Source organism: Algibacter mikhailovii, assembly GCF_014651495.1.
GTDB classification, from domain to species: Bacteria; Bacteroidota; Bacteroidia; order Flavobacteriales; family Flavobacteriaceae; genus Algibacter_E; species Algibacter_E mikhailovii.
The window spans coordinates 260,293-275,970 of record NZ_BMWZ01000006.1; the positions used below are offsets into that span (position 1 = coordinate 260,293).

Consider the following 15,678-nt stretch of genomic DNA (forward strand, 5'->3'; position numbering starts at 1 on the left):
ACGAATCTTTTTTAAAGGCATACAGAAAGTACAGGATAGATATTTCGTTTTTATATAATTTATTTGATATAGCTGATATCAATATTTTCAATAGTACTAAAGTTTTATTCTAAAGTATCCAATCTATTCTAACCTTTTAATTACACATGATTGCTAAGAAAGTTTTTATAAAGGATTTTAATGGTAACAATAATCCTAAATATCTTAAAATTGTTAATGCCTTTAAGGAATCTATCAATATTAATGCATTAAGTTTTGGAGATAGTATACCCTCCATAAATGAATTTAGTAAAGATTATGGGGTTTCTAGAGATACTGTGTTTAAGGCCTATACTTTGCTAAAGAAACAAGGATACATAAAAGCAACACCAAATAAAGGCTATTATATAGCTGAAAGCAGAAAAAAAATTCTATTACTAATAAGTACCTTTAAAGCCTATAAAGAAGTTTTTTATCATTCTTTTATGAGTTATATGCCAGATGATGTTATTGTAGATTTACAGTTTCATCATTATAATATTAAAAATTTTAAGGCAATGTTAAACCAGGAGAAGGGAAAGTACTATAAATATGTTGTTATGGGCTTTGATCATCCTGAAGTTGCTGAAAGTCTTTCAAAAATAGCGGAAGAAAAGCTATTGCTTATTGATTGGAAAGCGAATTTATGCGATTCTGGGAATTATGTGTTTCAAGATTTCGGGAAGGGGTTTTATACTGTTTTAAAGAATGCGTCACATTTATTTGTTAAGTATGATCGTTTAAATTTTGTTTATCCGGAGTATACACATCATCCTTTTGAAAGTGTAGAAAACTTTAAAACGTTTTGTGAAGATCATAAATTTAAATATACCATTTGCACTGATTCTAACGAGTTATTGGTAAAAAAGGGTACAGCTTACATTTGCGTTAATGATCGCATACTGCATGAGTTGCTTCGTCAAGCTAATGCTTTTAAATATGAAATTGGGAAAGATGTGGGTATATTATCTTATAATGATACACCCTTAAAGGCGTATACTTTTAAAGGAATTTCGGTAGTCTCAGTAGACTTTAAGGAATTTGGAGCAAAAGTTGCAGATTTTATAATTTCGAATCAAAAATCACAAACGTACTTAACAACAAAATTAATTTTAAGAGATTCCTTGTAATAAATTTAATTTACTTACCATGGTATTTGGTGTAATCTATGGGGGGGTTAGCAGGTTGCAGCAGGACACAATAGTAAAACTAGTGTTTTATGTTTGAGTTTAGCATGGTAAAAAATACATATTTTAAATGACAGATAATTCAATAGTTTGGGGGGTAATAGGTTGTGGTGATGTTGTAGAAGTAAAAGGTGGTCCTGGGTTTCAAAAGTGTGATAATTCAAAATTGTTAGCTGTAATGCGCAGAAACAAGGATCTAGCTGAAGATTTTGCTAAAAGACATAATGTGCCTTTGTGGTATGACGATGCCGATCAATTACTTGCAAATCCAGAAATAAATGCTGTATATATTGCCACTCCGCCATCCACACATCTAGAGTATGCATTAAAAGCGTTGGATGCCGGAAAGCATGTGTATGTAGAGAAGCCTATGGTGCTATCTAATGCAGAAGCCGAAGAACTTATCAAGGCTGTTGATAAAAGTAATACTAAACTTGTTGTAGCACATTATAGACGCTTTCTGCCCATGTATAAACAGGTTAAGAATTTAATCGATACAGATGCGATAGGAGCTATTAAATTTGTCGATTTGAGGTTTTTACAGCCTTTTGATTTTAATTCTAAAGCGACTTGGCGATTGGATAAAGACGTTTCGGGAGGAGGCTATTTTCATGATATTGCGCCACATCAAATTGATTTAATGTATCACTTTTTTGGAGCCTATAATGCTGCTAAAGGTATTGCTGTTAACCAATCTAAAATTAATAATGTGGATGATACCGTTAGCGGAATAATAAGTTTTGAGAACGGTATACAATTTAGAGGGTTGTGGTCTTTTGCGATTCCTAAAGGTTTGCAGGAAGATAGATGTGTTATTTATGGTGAAAATGGAACTATTGAATTTTCTTTTTATGAGGAGCAAGTTTTCTTGAAATCTAAAACTATGGAACGCACATTTGGATTTAAAAACCCTACAGATATCCAACGGCCAATGATACAGGAAACGGTTAATTATTTCTTGGAAAAACGCAGTAATCCATGTCCTGTTGAAGATGGGGCATTGGTAACACGGTTAATAGAAGAATTTACAAAGTGATAATAACATCGTTTTAATAAATAGTTCAGTGATAGGTTGATACCCTCGGAAAGGAAGTGCATCGGGCAGTTTAATCATATGATATTATTACGTATGATTTTTTTCTTTAATTAAATTTCTACTTTTTTCAATTTCGATGATATAATGGGGGTATAATCCATAAATTATTTAATTATTGTGATAATACTTTTCTATTTTTACAGACCTTAATTATTTAAGTTTATAATGACTAGACTGCTAATTTTTGTTTTGTGTTTTCTGTTTTATATAAACTGTTTTGCTCAAAACAAAACCTATGTTTTTAATCATTTAAACTCGGTAGATGGACTTTCTCAAAGTGCTGTTATAGCAATTCATCAAGATCAACTCGGTAGAATTTGGTTAGGTACTCGCGATGGCTTGAATAAATATGATGGTACGAATTTTAGGGTTTATAGAACTGAAGAAGATAACCCTAAATCTATTAGTAATAATGATATTTTATCTATATATGAAGACAATGATGGTTATTTATGGATAGGAACATATAATGGTTTAAATAAGTATAATCCTAAAACAGATGAGTTTACTAGATACTTTCACAGCGAAGAAAGTAATTCCTTGTGCAATAATACCATCTGGACTATAGAAACACTTTCTAATGGAGAGATTTGGATTGGAACATCAAAAGGTCTTTCTATATACAATAAAGCAGGTGATAACTTTACTAACTATTTAAATACTTTTAAAAGACCAGTACTCGGGCAGGTATTATCTGTTTTAGAAACTTCAGGAGGTCAAATTTTAATTGGAACTGGAGCGGGCATTTATAAGGTAAATCGAAGTAATGAACGTCTCGATTTTTCAATTTTAAAAGGTAGTGAGGCGTTATTTGTCCAAGATTTAGTTGAAGGGCCTCAGAATCATATACTAGTGGCTACAAAAAATCTAGGTGTTTTAAGCTATAACTTTATTCTAAAACACTTTAGTCTTTATTTGGAAAAGGAGGCAGAAGAAGTCGATGAAAATAATGTACGGCAATTGCTATTTGATAATAAAGGGGTGTTATGGGTTGGTACTTATGGTGGACTAAAAATTGTAAATAAAGATAAGTCTGTTACTAAATTAAAGGCAGATATACTTAATACGGAGGGACTAAGCAAGAACTCTGTAAAATCATTGTATAAAGATAAGAAAGGTTCCATTTGGATTGGTACATACTATGGAGGCGTCAATATATGGGATGAAACTAATGTGAATTTTAGAGGCATTACACAAAGTTTGAGGGGCAATGGCCTAAATTATTCAGTTGTTAGTTCTATAGCGCGTTATAATGACAATATTCTATTTGGTACAGAAGGTGGAGGCGTTAATATTTGGAATAGAAAAGAAAACACCTTCAGTTATTTAGATGACCAAAGTTCAAGACTATCAGGAAACAATATAAAGGCTCTTAAAGTATTAGATGAGTTACTGTATATAGGAACTTTTAAGAATGGAATTGAAGTTTATAACCTTAGTAAGAAACGAATTGAGTTCGAGGAATTTCCCGAATCACTACTTGATATAATAAGTAATACAGGGGTTTATGCTATAGAAAAGGATAACTTAAACAATTTGTGGATTGGCACATTTGGCCAAGGTGTAATTAAATATAATTCGGAATCCAGAAATTTTACGCGAATTCAAAATGTTGAAGATAGAGATGAAGGACTCTCTAGTAATTTGATAAGAATTATTCGGATTGATTCAAAAAATAATGTTTGGGTAGGTACAGAGAAAGGGTTAAATAAAATTACAGAGAGTAATGGTATAGAGACATATTTTTATGATGCCAAGGTGCAATATGGGGAAGATGTTTTATGTGTTTTTGAAGACAGCAATAAAACGCTTTGGGTGGGTACAAAATCAAAAGGATTATTTAAGTATAACGGAAAGACTTTTGAATTTGTGAGTCTACCTTTGGGAGAAGAACGTGTTTCAGCTGTTCATAGTATTTTAGAACAGGAGGATGAAGGACAATTATGGCTAAGTACCAATTTGGGACTAATTAAGTACACCAAATCTAATAAAGAAGTGCAGTTGTTTAATCAAACTGATGGCTTATTAAGTAATGAGTTTAATGATAATGCTAGTTTAAAAATTGGGAAGTCTGAATTCTTTTTTGGCGGTCCATCAGGTGTCACCCATTTTAATTCGAATACTATAACTACTAACAATTATGTGCCACAAGTTATTTTAACAGATTTTAATGTTAAAGAGTATGAAAATTATAATCCAAAAGACGTTTTAAAAAAAACCTTGCCCTACACAGAATCTATTAATCTATCTCATAAACAAGGTAATTTTAGTATTTCTTTTTCAATTCCAAATTTTATTAACTCCAGTAATAACAAGTATAAATATAGATTAAAAGGTTTAGAGAAAAAATGGAATGTAACAAGTAGTAATACAGCCTCTTATACTATTCAGAATCCGGGAGATTATGTTTTTGAGGTTAAAGGAGCTAATAATGATTCGATTTGGACTCAAAATGTGACCCAATTAAAAATAAATGTAGAACCCGCGCCATGGCGTACTTGGTGGGCATTTTCCATTTATGGTTTGCTCATTTTGGGAGCGCTATATTTTCTTATAACTATACTAAGGTCTAGAGCTACCCTAAGACATGATTTACAGTTGGAGTCCTTGGAGACCGAACGTACAAAGGAACTGAATAGGTTAAAGTTAGAGTTTTTTACAAATATATCACATGAGTTTAGAACGCCACTTGCACTAATTTTAGGTCCGCTCCAGCAGGTTATTGAGGATTATAGAGGGAGTAATAAAATATTTAAAAAGTTATTGGTTATTGAAAATAGTGCAAACCACCTTCTTCAGTTAATTAATAGGTTGATGGATTTTAGAAAATTGGAAAATAACCTTTATAAACTAGAAACAGCCGAAGGCAATATTATAAAGTTTTTACATGAAATTTATTTGTCATTTTCTGAGTTTGCAAAAGATGGTAATTATGACTATCAATTTTTGCCAGTTTCAGATGAAATTTTGGTTTATTATGATCGTACCAAATTAGAACGGGTGTTTTATAATTTAATTTCTAATGCATTTCGGTATACGCCAAAGAGCGGCAAAATACTGGTAAAAGTTAAAAAGAACGAGGACCATGTAACAATATGTATAGAGGATACAGGTGTGGGAATTGCTGAAGAATATAGAAGTATAATTTTTGAAAGGTTTTTTGAAGTCGCACTCAATAATAAACCAGATAAGGATTATAATAAGGGCACAGGAATCGGACTTTCTATAGCTAAAAACATCGTGGATTTGCATAAAGGTAATATTATGGTAACCAATAATACAGAAAGTTCTGGTTCCATATTTAGTGTAAAACTTCCTTTAGGCCGTAAGCATTTATTAGATCAAGAAATTATAAAAGATTTTAAGTTTAGTGAAGATTTATCACAGTATGTAAGCCAATTGGAGCCAGGTGAAAAATCAATTGAAGAGGAGCTTCCTGATCCTATAAACAGCGAAAAGGGGACTGTTTTGCTTGTTGAGGACAATAAGCCTTTGAGAAAGTTTATGAAGAGTGTTTTAGATAGTCAATATAATGTTCTTGAGGCTGAAAATGGTGATATAGGACTTAAAATGGCAAAAAAGGAGTTTCCAGATTTAATAGTTAGCGATGTGGTAATGCCTGTGATGACGGGAACAGAACTATGTGCTGAAATTAAAAACAATGTTAAAACAAGTCATATTCCTCTAATATTATTAACATCAAGAACATCTCTGGTGTACAAGTTGGAAGGGCTGGAACGTGGTGCCGATGACTACATAAGTAAACCTTTTGATGTCAACGAGTTTAAAGTAAGAATTAAAAACCTACTAAACGCCACCGCCAGACTTAAAGAAAAGTTCGCAGAAAACGATCTTTTAAATCCAAATCAGGTGGCTATAAATTCGGTAGATCAAGTCCTATATAAAAAAGCAATTCAAATTGTTGAAGCGCAGATAGGAAATGAGGATTTTGATGTGCCCTTTTTTGCATCAGAGTTGGGAGTAAGCAGAACCATGCTTTTTACAAAAATAAAGGCTTGGTCTAATTTTACACCAAATGAATTTGTGCTTCACTTTAGAATGACACGAGCCGCTCAACTTTTAGAACAAGGGAAAATTAATATTTCAGAGGTGAGTTATAAGGTTGGCTTCAAAAACCCTAAATATTTTAGTAAATCTTTTCAAAAGAAATTTGGAATATCACCAAGTCAGTATTCTAAAAAGTTTTCAGAATCATAAAATATTATAATTTAAAGTGCTGTAAATAAGTGTTTTGAATTATTTCACTCCCTTTTTTGTACTTCTACATATAAAGTTTGTTTTAGTTTTAAGAAATGAAAAACAATAAACTAAAGCTTTCCTATATAGAGATTTTTCTAATCTGTATAATTATAATATTTAGTTTAATCTGTATATACCTATACTAACTATTTAATTAAACAACTAATTCTTTTTATGACACAAAACTATTCTAATCCACATGACATGGAAAGTCGAGCCACTTTCGTTAAGAGTTTTAATTATATTTTTTATGGGCTCGATTTTTATGAATCTTACAAAAATAATTAGGTAAATATGAGTTATACCTAATTTCAATTCTAAAAAAAATTTAAAATTATTTAAAGATAGTCTTTATTATATGTTTCTTTTAACAAAAAAATAACATATATTTGACGAAATGAATTGGTTTACCAATTTGATTTACCAATTTGGTAAACCAAAAACTAGATGAATATGATTACAATAACTAACTTAAATTAAATTACTAATGAGAAAAAACGAACGATTAAAAAAGACATTGTTTTTATTATTAGGTTTTTGTTTTGTACTTAGTGTAAGTGCCCAACAAAAGCCTATTACAGGGAATGTGACAGGGATGGCAGACGGAATGCCCTTGCCTGGTGTTAATGTTATTATTAAAGGAACAACGAATGGTACCTCAACTGATTTTGATGGAAATTATTCCATTGAAGCAAGTGCTTCAGATGTTATAGTATTCAGTTATATTGGTTATGTATCACAAGAAATTACAGTAGGTAGTTCTAGTGTAGTTAACGCAATACTTGCTGAGGATGTAGATGCTTTAGACGAGGTAGTAGTTGTTGGTTATGGTGCTCGTAAAAAGAGTGATATCACAGGTGCAGTTTCTTCAGTAAAAGCTGATGAGTTAACTGCATTTCCAGTGGTAGATGCAGCACAGGCATTACAAGGTCGTGCGGCAGGTGTTGCTGTACAATCTAATAATGGTGGTGAGCCGGGTGCGCCAATAGCTATTAAAATTAGAGGTAATACCTCTATTGGTGCTAATAGTTCACCTCTTTTGGTAGTTGATGGTTTTGTTGGAGCACAAATGCCTCAAGCTAATGATATTCAATCTATGGAAGTATTGAAAGATGCATCAGCAACGGCTATTTATGGGTCTAGAGGATCTAATGGTGTTGTAATGATAACAACAAAAAAAGGTAGAAAAGGTAAAATTACTGTGGATTTGAATACAGTATATTCTACAAATACTACATCTAATGAGTTGGATTTATTAAAAGCCAATGACTTTATTGCTTATCAAAATGAGATTAGATCTAATCAGGGTAATTCAACGCCTTTTCCAGATGCAGGAGCTGATACGGATTGGCAGGATGTGATTTATCAAACGGGTAATATTTCTAACACACAACTTGCAGTATCTGGAGGGTCAGAAAAAATTAATTTTTATGCATCTACAAACTATTATGATCAAAAAGGTGTTATTATTAATTCTGGTTTTGAAAAATTAACATTTTTATCTAATGTTGATGCGCAAATATCTGATAAGTTTAAAATGGGTATGAACCTTTACGGAAGTAGAGATAAGAAAAATGGTATTGCAACGCAATCTTCTGGTGCTAACGGTGTTGGTGGAGGTGGTGATGATGCTATATCTTTGGCTATGAGATTTGCACCTGATAAACCAATTCAAAATCCAGATGGTACGTATACTATCAATGATGCTCTTGGTGATCCAGTAGATAATCCTTACGCAGTAGCAGCCTTAAGAACAGATGAAACTAAGACAGATGATTTTAGAGCAAATACTTATTTAGATTATCAAATTATAGAAGGTCTTACATTTAAAACAACTTTTGGTTATAGTACTAGAAATAGAACGCAAGGTGTTTATGTACCTTCTTCTTTAATAGTATCAGCTAGTGCTGTTGGTGGTAGAGCAAGTATTCAAAATTGGAGAAATACAACGTTAATTAGTGAGAATTACTTAACATGGACCAAAGAGTTAGGAAAAGGTGATTTAACGGTATTAGGAGGATATTCTTATCAGAAAAGTGTTAATGAAATGTCATTGGTACAAGGAACTGGACTAATCTCTGATAGTTTTATTTACTATGGTTTAGGAACTTCAACAGGGTTTTTACAACCGGATTCAGCTATTACAACCACAGAAATTCAATCATTATTTGGTAGAGTAAATTATGATTATAACGATAAGTATTTATTAACAGCTACGGTTAGACGTGATGGGGCTTCTAACTTTGCTGCCAATCAAAAATATGCAATCTTTCCTTCTGGTGCTTTAGGTTGGAAAATATCTAATGAAGACTTTTTAAAAGATAGTGAAACGGTTTCTAACTTAAAATTAAGATTAAGTTATGGTGTTACGGGTAATCCTTCAATTGCGCCTTACCAGTCTTTAGCTAGGTTCGAAAGCCTTTATGCATCTAGTAACGGCCAAACTGTATCGGCTATTACACCAGACCAACCTGCTAACCCAGATTTAAAGTGGGAATCTTCATACCAATCAAATATTGGGGTTGATTTTGGTATGTTTAATAGTAGAATTAACTTATCTTTAGACTATTATAACATTGATACTAAAGATTTGATTCTTGGAAACAATGGTACACCTGAATATTTTGGTTATTTAAATGATGCTATTTTAACGAACTTAGGAGAAATTAATAATAAAGGTTTTGAAATTTCTTTAAACACAAGAAATATTGTAACAGATAACTTTATTTGGACTTCTGATATTGTGTTTTCTTCAAATAAAAACAAAGTAGTAAGTTTAGTAAACGATCAAGATTTATTCTTTGATGGTACACCAAGTTACTTTAGTACAGATCGTAGTACTGTGTTGCGAGTAGGAGAAGAAATAGGTCTTTTCTGGGGATTAGATTATGCAGGTGTTTACCAAGGAGGTACAGCACCGGCTGGTACTGCAACTATATCCGGAGGTGTTGCAGGAGATCCATTATTTTATGATTTAGATGATAGTGGTGATATTACCGAGTCTGATAGAGGCATAATTGGTAATCCAAATGCAGATTTTGACTGGGGATTCAACAATGATTTATCCTATAAGAACTTTGATTTGAATATATTCTTCCAAGGTTCTTCTGGTGGAGAGATTTTTAATATGACAAACGTTCAGTTAATGAATGGAGATTCTAATACAACGTACGATTATTTCAATAATGCATGGAGACCAGATAATACGAATACTGATAAACCTCGTGTAGGAAATAATAGTAATAGAGAAATTTCTTCTCGATTTGTTGAAGATGGAAGTTACATTAGATTAAAGAATTTAGCAATAGGTTATAATTTACCTAGTGAAGTACTTGAAAAATTAAAAATGCAAAAAATTAGATTATCGTTAAGTGCTCAAAACTTGTTTACTATTACAGATTACTCAGGTTTAGATCCTGAAGTAAACTTTGAAGGTAATGATCCTGGAAGTAACATTTCTAGTAACACGCTTAGCGGATACGATTTTGGAAACTATCCAACCGTACAATCTTTTAGCTTTAGCCTTAATTTAACATTTTAAAAAAAAAAAAAATATGAAAACATTTAAATTTATATTCTTATTAATTGGAGTATCATTAATGGGGTGTTCAGATTTGGAAGAAAAGCCAATAGGTATATTAGCCCCCGATGGTTTTTTTCAAACAACAAAAGATATTCAAACAGCTGTTGAGGGTGCTAAAACCCATGCTATCAACGAAAAGTTTTGGGGTAGAAAACTTTCTATAGCCTTAATGTTAAGATCGGATATGGTAAACCTTCAATCTGATCAAACAAGAAGGGTAGAACATGATATGCTTACTACTTTAACCGATAATGGTATGATTAGTGAGTTTTGGTTAAAAACTTATCAAGGCATTGCTGCAGCTAACCTAGCTATTGAAGGCGCTGCACAGGTAGATGTAGCTGATGATTTGAAAAACCCTATTGTTGCTCAAGCCTATTTTATTAGAGCTTTCTATTACTTTCATTTAGTAAGACAGTTTGGGGCTATTCCTTATCTTGATGCTAACGTAACTGATGCTGAAGCGGGCGGTTCAATTGGTAGAACGCCAGCAGCGGAAGTATATGCTAATATCATCAAAGATTTAGAATTTGCTAAGACATGGTTACCACCAACACAACCATCTGCAGGTATTCCTTCAAAAGCAGCAGCAAGCTCATATTTGTCACTAGTGTATTTAACTATGGCAGGTACAAGTGATAAAGCTATGTTTCAAAAAGCGTATGATGAGGCCGTAGAGGTTATTACTACTTCGGAATACGGATTGGATTTAGATTCAAATTTTCAAAACCTTTTCAATGCTAACGTAATTGATGGTTCTCCGGAGCCCATATTTGCATTAGACTATAATAATGTAGAGGCTTCTGATAATGCTTACGATCAAGTGGCGCCAATGACTGGTATTAGAGGTGATGATAGAAATTCAGGTGGTGGATGGTCTGTTGCTGTTCCTACCGAAGCTGTATATGCATCTTTTGATCAAGCAGATTACAGAACTAGAGTGAGTTTTGAAGAAGAAGCAAATATTGGTGGTACTTTTGTAACCTATGAGAATTTTACAATAAGTGGACACGTTCATGCTAGAAACACACCATATATTGCTAAGTACACACGTTACCCGGGTCCATTCGCTCGTGGTAGTGGTAGAGCAACAAGTCATAATTATTCAATGATTCGTTTTGCAGAAGTATTATTAATAGCTGCAGAGGCCGGTGTAGAAATTGGTCAAACAGGTCCAGCACTTTCTTATTTAAATAGAGTTAGGACTAGAGCTAGATTGGGTGGAGCCTATAAAACAGGTGCCGATGTAGAAATGACATTTGCTCCAAGTGCTGTTCCTGCAGATCTTACAAGTATTACTGTTGCTGATGTCTTAGAAGAGCGTAGAATAGAATTAGCTTTTGAGGGCAAAAGATGGTATGACATTGCAAGAAGAAGATTAGGTGACGCTGGAAATGGCGATGTGTTTGGTGCTGGAGGTTATGAAGGTGCTAAACCTGATTTTGACGAAAATGATTATTTAATGCCATTACCTGGTGATGAGTTAGATAGAAATCCAAATTTACAACCAAATAATCCTGGTTATAATTAATAGTTTTTTCAATAGTTTGAGTTAGTTTAGTTTTTTGTTCTTGGGTTTGCATTTATTAATTATGCAAACCTAAGGATTAAAAAAAAACGCGAAAAAGGAGCTATTGAATTCTGAAGCATAAAATATAGTGAAAGGATTTAAATAGAATCTATTTGAATTTTCTCAAAATGGGTTTACAACTTAAACATAAAGTTGTAAACCCATTTTTTTTATTAGTGTGCTTTATAATGCATGAATCATTTATTTTATAAATCAACGCATTTAAAAATAGAGGTTGTAACTTTTTGTTAGTGAGTGGTTTGTATTTTATTACCCCTTTTTTGTATTACTACATGAATGGTTTAACATATTTTTGAACCTATGAGAAATACATATATTAAAAGCGTTAGTCACTTTGTCCTTGTTCTTGCCTTTGTTTTTGGGTTTACCTTTTTTTTTGCATGCAAATCTAAAAATGAAAATAAGACCCAGGACACTCAAATAAACCTTGATGAATTATTACATGCGAGATATGCCAAACTATTGCACTATGAGTTAGATTCCATGGCGTTTCCAAGAAGCTTCTCTAATGATGATAAAGTCATAAAAAAAGTACCATCTAAAGATTGGTGTAGTGGTTTTTTTCCGGGAAACCTTTGGCAAATTTATAAGCTCACAGGAAATGAAGCTTTTAAAAAACGAGCCCAACAATGGACTACTTTTGTAGAAAAAGAGAAGTTCAATGATAGAACCCATGACATGGGCTTTAAGGTGTTTTGTAGTTTTGGTCAAGGCCTAAGTGTCAATCCCAACAATCAAGATTATAAAGATATAATCGTAAAAAGTGCCCAAACATTAAGCACGCGGTTTGATGAAAACATAGGGAGTATTCGTTCCTGGGACCACCATGCAGATATATGGCAATTTCCTGTAATTATAGATAATATGATGAACTTGGAGTTGTTATTTGAAGCTACAAAAATATCGGGAGATAGTTTATATCATAATATCGCTGTAAAGCATGCAAATACGACCATGAAAAATCATTTTAGAACAGATGATAGTACATGGCATGTTTTAGATTATGATACCATTACTGGTCAGGTGAGGGCAAGGGTAACTCATCAAGGGTTTGATGATAATTCAGCCTGGGCACGAGGCCAAGGGTGGGCTATTAATGGTTACACAATGGCATACCGTTACACCAAAGACGAAAGGTTTTTAAATAGAGCTGTGGCCACAGCTAATTTTTTTATAAATCATAAAAACCTGCCAAAAGATGGAATTCCATATTGGGATTTTGATAATCCAGATATTCCAAATGTTTCAAGAGATGCATCGGCCGCGGCAATAGTAGCATCAGGTTTAGTAGAGCTTTATGGGTATACTAATAATGAGGACTATTTAAAATATAGTAAAAAGGTTATTTCAACTCTGAAATCACAAGAATACATATTGCCAAAAGAAGTTGATATTCCGTTTGTATTAGACCATAGTTTTGGTGATTGGTCTAAAAGATCTGAAATGGATGAGCCCATAGTTTATGGAGATTATTACTTCCTAGAAACATTATTAAAATTAAAAAAATTAGACTAAATGATATTTAAATTAACAACATTGAGGACGTTTAAACGTTTAATGCTTTGCTTTATTACTGCTTTATGTATGCAATCTGTTCAAGGACTTCAGGATAGGACTAAAGTGAAGATCAATGATGATTGGTTATATCTAGAGAATAATACTACTGATATTAATGATGTGCTAAGCCAAAACAATTGGGAACCTATTAATTTGCCCCATAGTTGGAATGCTTTAGATGCTACTGATTTAAATCCAGGTTATAGAAGAAGTGGAAGTTGGTATAAGAAGACATTAGATATACCAAATGTTATACAAGGAGAGATTTATCAATTGTATTTTGAAGGTGTAAATATTGAAAGTGAAGTTTTTGTAAATGGGAAAAAAGTAGGTGCTCATATTGGCGGCTATATTGGCTTTACAATTGATATTAGTGATGCTATAACTCCTGGTAAAAATGATATTTTGGTACGAGCAGATAATGGCTACAATCCAGAAGTTATTCCTTCTCAAAAAAGTGATTTTTTTATTTTTGGAGGCATTACAAGAGATGTATGGTTTGAAACACTTCCTGCGGAACATGTGTCAGAATTAAAAATTACTACTCCAAAAGTTTTTCAAGCAAATGCTGAACTAAAGGCCATAATTAAGATTGAAAATCCAGCTAAAAATACTAAACTAAAAGTTAGAGCGTCGTTAGTGGATGCCGCTGGCGTGTCTATTGCCTCATCAGTTTTTAAAATAAAAGATAATAGGTCTGAGGTATACTTTAAAAATATTAAAAACCCTAAACTTTGGGATACTGACAATCCCAACTTGTATACCTTATCAATTGAACTTATTGAAGGCAAAACAGTAAAAGATAACGTATCTGAAAGTGTTGGGTTTAGGTGGTTTGAATTTAAGGATCACGGTGCCTTTTATCTTAATGGTAAGCGCCTACTTTTAAGAGGGACACACAGGCATGAAGAGCATGCGGGTGTTGGTGCAGCTATGAGTAATGCCCAGCATAGAGCAGATATGAAACTTATTAAGGATATGGGTGCTAACTTTGTGAGATTAGCCCATTACCCTCAAGATCCCGAGGTGTATAAGGCTTGTGATGAATTGGGTTTACTGGTTTGGGATGAATTGCCATGGTGTAGAGGAGGCGTTGGTAATGATACTTGGAAAAAGAATACCAAGACGATGCTCAAAGAAATAATAAATCAAAACTATAATCATCCAAGTGTTATTATTTGGTCTTTAGGGAATGAGATGTATTGGTTGCCTGATTTTGAAAATGGCGGTGATACAGGTCAGATGAATAGTTTTTTAAAGGAACTAAATGATTATGCCCATGAGCTTGATCCTTCAAGAAAAACAGCTATACGGAAATATTATGAAGGATCAGATATCGTAGATGTCTTTTCACCATCCATATGGTCCGGTTGGTATTCCGGGAGTTATAAAAGTTATCAAAAAGCCATAGACCAATATAAAGAAGAATACCCGCACTTTTTGCATGCGGAATATGGGGGCTCTAGTCATGTTGGTAGGCATACGGAAAATCCTATTACGGGTGAAGGTCAAATTCAATCGGATGGCTGGGAAGAGGCCATAGTACAAACCGATGTTGCTAATATTGCCCAAATAGGAGATTGGAGCGAAAATTATATTGTAGATTTATTTGATTGGCATTTAATAATATCAGAAAACGATCCAACTTTTGTCGGTAATATACAATGGGCTTTTAAAGATTTTGGAACACCCTTACGCCCTGAGAATGCAATTCCTTATATGAATCAAAAAGGTTTGGTAGATAGAGCGGGTAACCCAAAAGATGCTTTTTATGTTTTTAAAAGCTACTGGAGTAATGAACCCTTTACTTACATAGAGTCACATACCTGGACGGAGCGCCAAGGGGCAAAAGGTAAATCTAGAGATATAAGTGTTTATAGCAATTGTCCGGAGGTAGAGCTATTTTTAAACGGTAAAAGTCTTGGGACTAAAAAACGGGATACAAAAGCTTTTCCGGCTTCTGGTTTAAATTGGACACTTAATTTTGAAGAAGGTGAAAACACCTTGGTATCCGTTGGTAAAACTAAAGCAAATAAAACGGTTAAAGATGAATTAAAATTAAATTATAGGTATACCAAAAACACTAAAGCGGTTGGTTTAGAATTAAGTTATAAGCTTTTAGATGATGGAAATTACTTAGTAACCGCTACAGCTCATGATAAAAATGGCTTACGATGTCTGGATTACGAGAATAGAGTTTATTTTCAATGTCTTTCTGGTGGAGAAAGTCATAAAAGTCTTGGAACACCTACAGGTAGTGAATCCATTGAAATGGCAAATGGTGTGGCTTCAATCCTAGTTAAAAGAGATTCAAAAGAAGAACCTTTAAAGGTTATGGTGCTTAATCAAAGTTTTAAAGGAACATATTTAGTTATAGATTAGAAGA

7 protein-coding genes are annotated in these 15,678 nt (G+C 33.1%); all 7 read left to right on the top strand.

Annotation, left to right across the window (positions count from 1 at the left end):
• Positions 1–146: 146 nt before the first annotated feature.
• The 7 genes from IE051_RS13875 to IE051_RS13905 all read left to right on the top strand — a co-directional run bounded on the left by IE051_RS13875 (position 147) and on the right by IE051_RS13905 (position 15,674).
• Positions 147–1,148: a GntR family transcriptional regulator gene (locus tag IE051_RS13875; protein ID WP_189361663.1), complete on the top strand. Its 1,002-nt coding sequence runs from the start codon at positions 147–149 to the stop codon at positions 1,146–1,148.
• 127 nt (positions 1,149–1,275) lie between these two features.
• Complete coding sequence (locus tag IE051_RS13880) at positions 1,276–2,241, top strand: Gfo/Idh/MocA family protein (protein ID WP_189361665.1); 966 nt, start codon at positions 1,276–1,278, stop codon at positions 2,239–2,241.
• A 225-nt stretch (positions 2,242–2,466) separates the two neighbouring features.
• Complete coding sequence (locus tag IE051_RS13885) at positions 2,467–6,519, top strand: hybrid sensor histidine kinase/response regulator transcription factor (RefSeq protein ID WP_189361667.1); 4,053 nt, start codon at positions 2,467–2,469, stop codon at positions 6,517–6,519.
• A gap of 529 nt (positions 6,520–7,048) precedes the next feature.
• Entirely contained in the window at positions 7,049–10,102 is a 3,054-nt protein-coding gene (locus tag IE051_RS13890) for a SusC/RagA family TonB-linked outer membrane protein (RefSeq protein ID WP_189361669.1), read from the top strand.
• 13 nt (positions 10,103–10,115) lie between these two features.
• The gene (locus IE051_RS13895; protein WP_189361671.1) at positions 10,116–11,675 is read left to right on the top strand and encodes a RagB/SusD family nutrient uptake outer membrane protein; all 1,560 of its coding nucleotides are present in this window, start codon (positions 10,116–10,118) and stop codon (positions 11,673–11,675) included.
• A 360-nt stretch (positions 11,676–12,035) separates the two neighbouring features.
• Positions 12,036–13,250, top strand: coding sequence for a glycoside hydrolase family 88 protein (locus tag IE051_RS13900; RefSeq protein ID WP_189361673.1), 1,215 nt, complete (start codon positions 12,036–12,038; stop codon positions 13,248–13,250).
• Positions 13,251–15,674 carry a glycoside hydrolase family 2 protein gene (locus IE051_RS13905; RefSeq protein WP_229796819.1) on the top strand — a complete coding sequence of 808 codons (2,424 nt, stop codon included), beginning with the start codon at positions 13,251–13,253 and terminating at the stop codon, positions 15,672–15,674.
• Positions 15,675–15,678 lie beyond the last annotated feature (4 nt).

What these genes read in the sequence shown, in the direction of transcription:
- IE051_RS13875 (WP_189361663.1), top strand. Translation starts at nt 147, where the DNA reads ATGATTGCTAAGAAAGTTTTTATAAAGGATTTTAATGGTAACAATAAT.
- IE051_RS13880 (WP_189361665.1), top strand. Translation starts at nt 1,276, where the DNA reads ATGACAGATAATTCAATAGTTTGGGGGGTAATAGGTTGTGGTGATGTT.
- IE051_RS13885 (WP_189361667.1), top strand. Translation starts at nt 2,467, where the DNA reads ATGACTAGACTGCTAATTTTTGTTTTGTGTTTTCTGTTTTATATAAAC.
- IE051_RS13890 (WP_189361669.1), top strand. Translation starts at nt 7,049, where the DNA reads ATGAGAAAAAACGAACGATTAAAAAAGACATTGTTTTTATTATTAGGT.
- IE051_RS13895 (WP_189361671.1), top strand. Translation starts at nt 10,116, where the DNA reads ATGAAAACATTTAAATTTATATTCTTATTAATTGGAGTATCATTAATG.
- IE051_RS13900 (WP_189361673.1), top strand. Translation starts at nt 12,036, where the DNA reads ATGAGAAATACATATATTAAAAGCGTTAGTCACTTTGTCCTTGTTCTT.
- IE051_RS13905 (WP_229796819.1), top strand. Translation starts at nt 13,251, where the DNA reads ATGATATTTAAATTAACAACATTGAGGACGTTTAAACGTTTAATGCTT.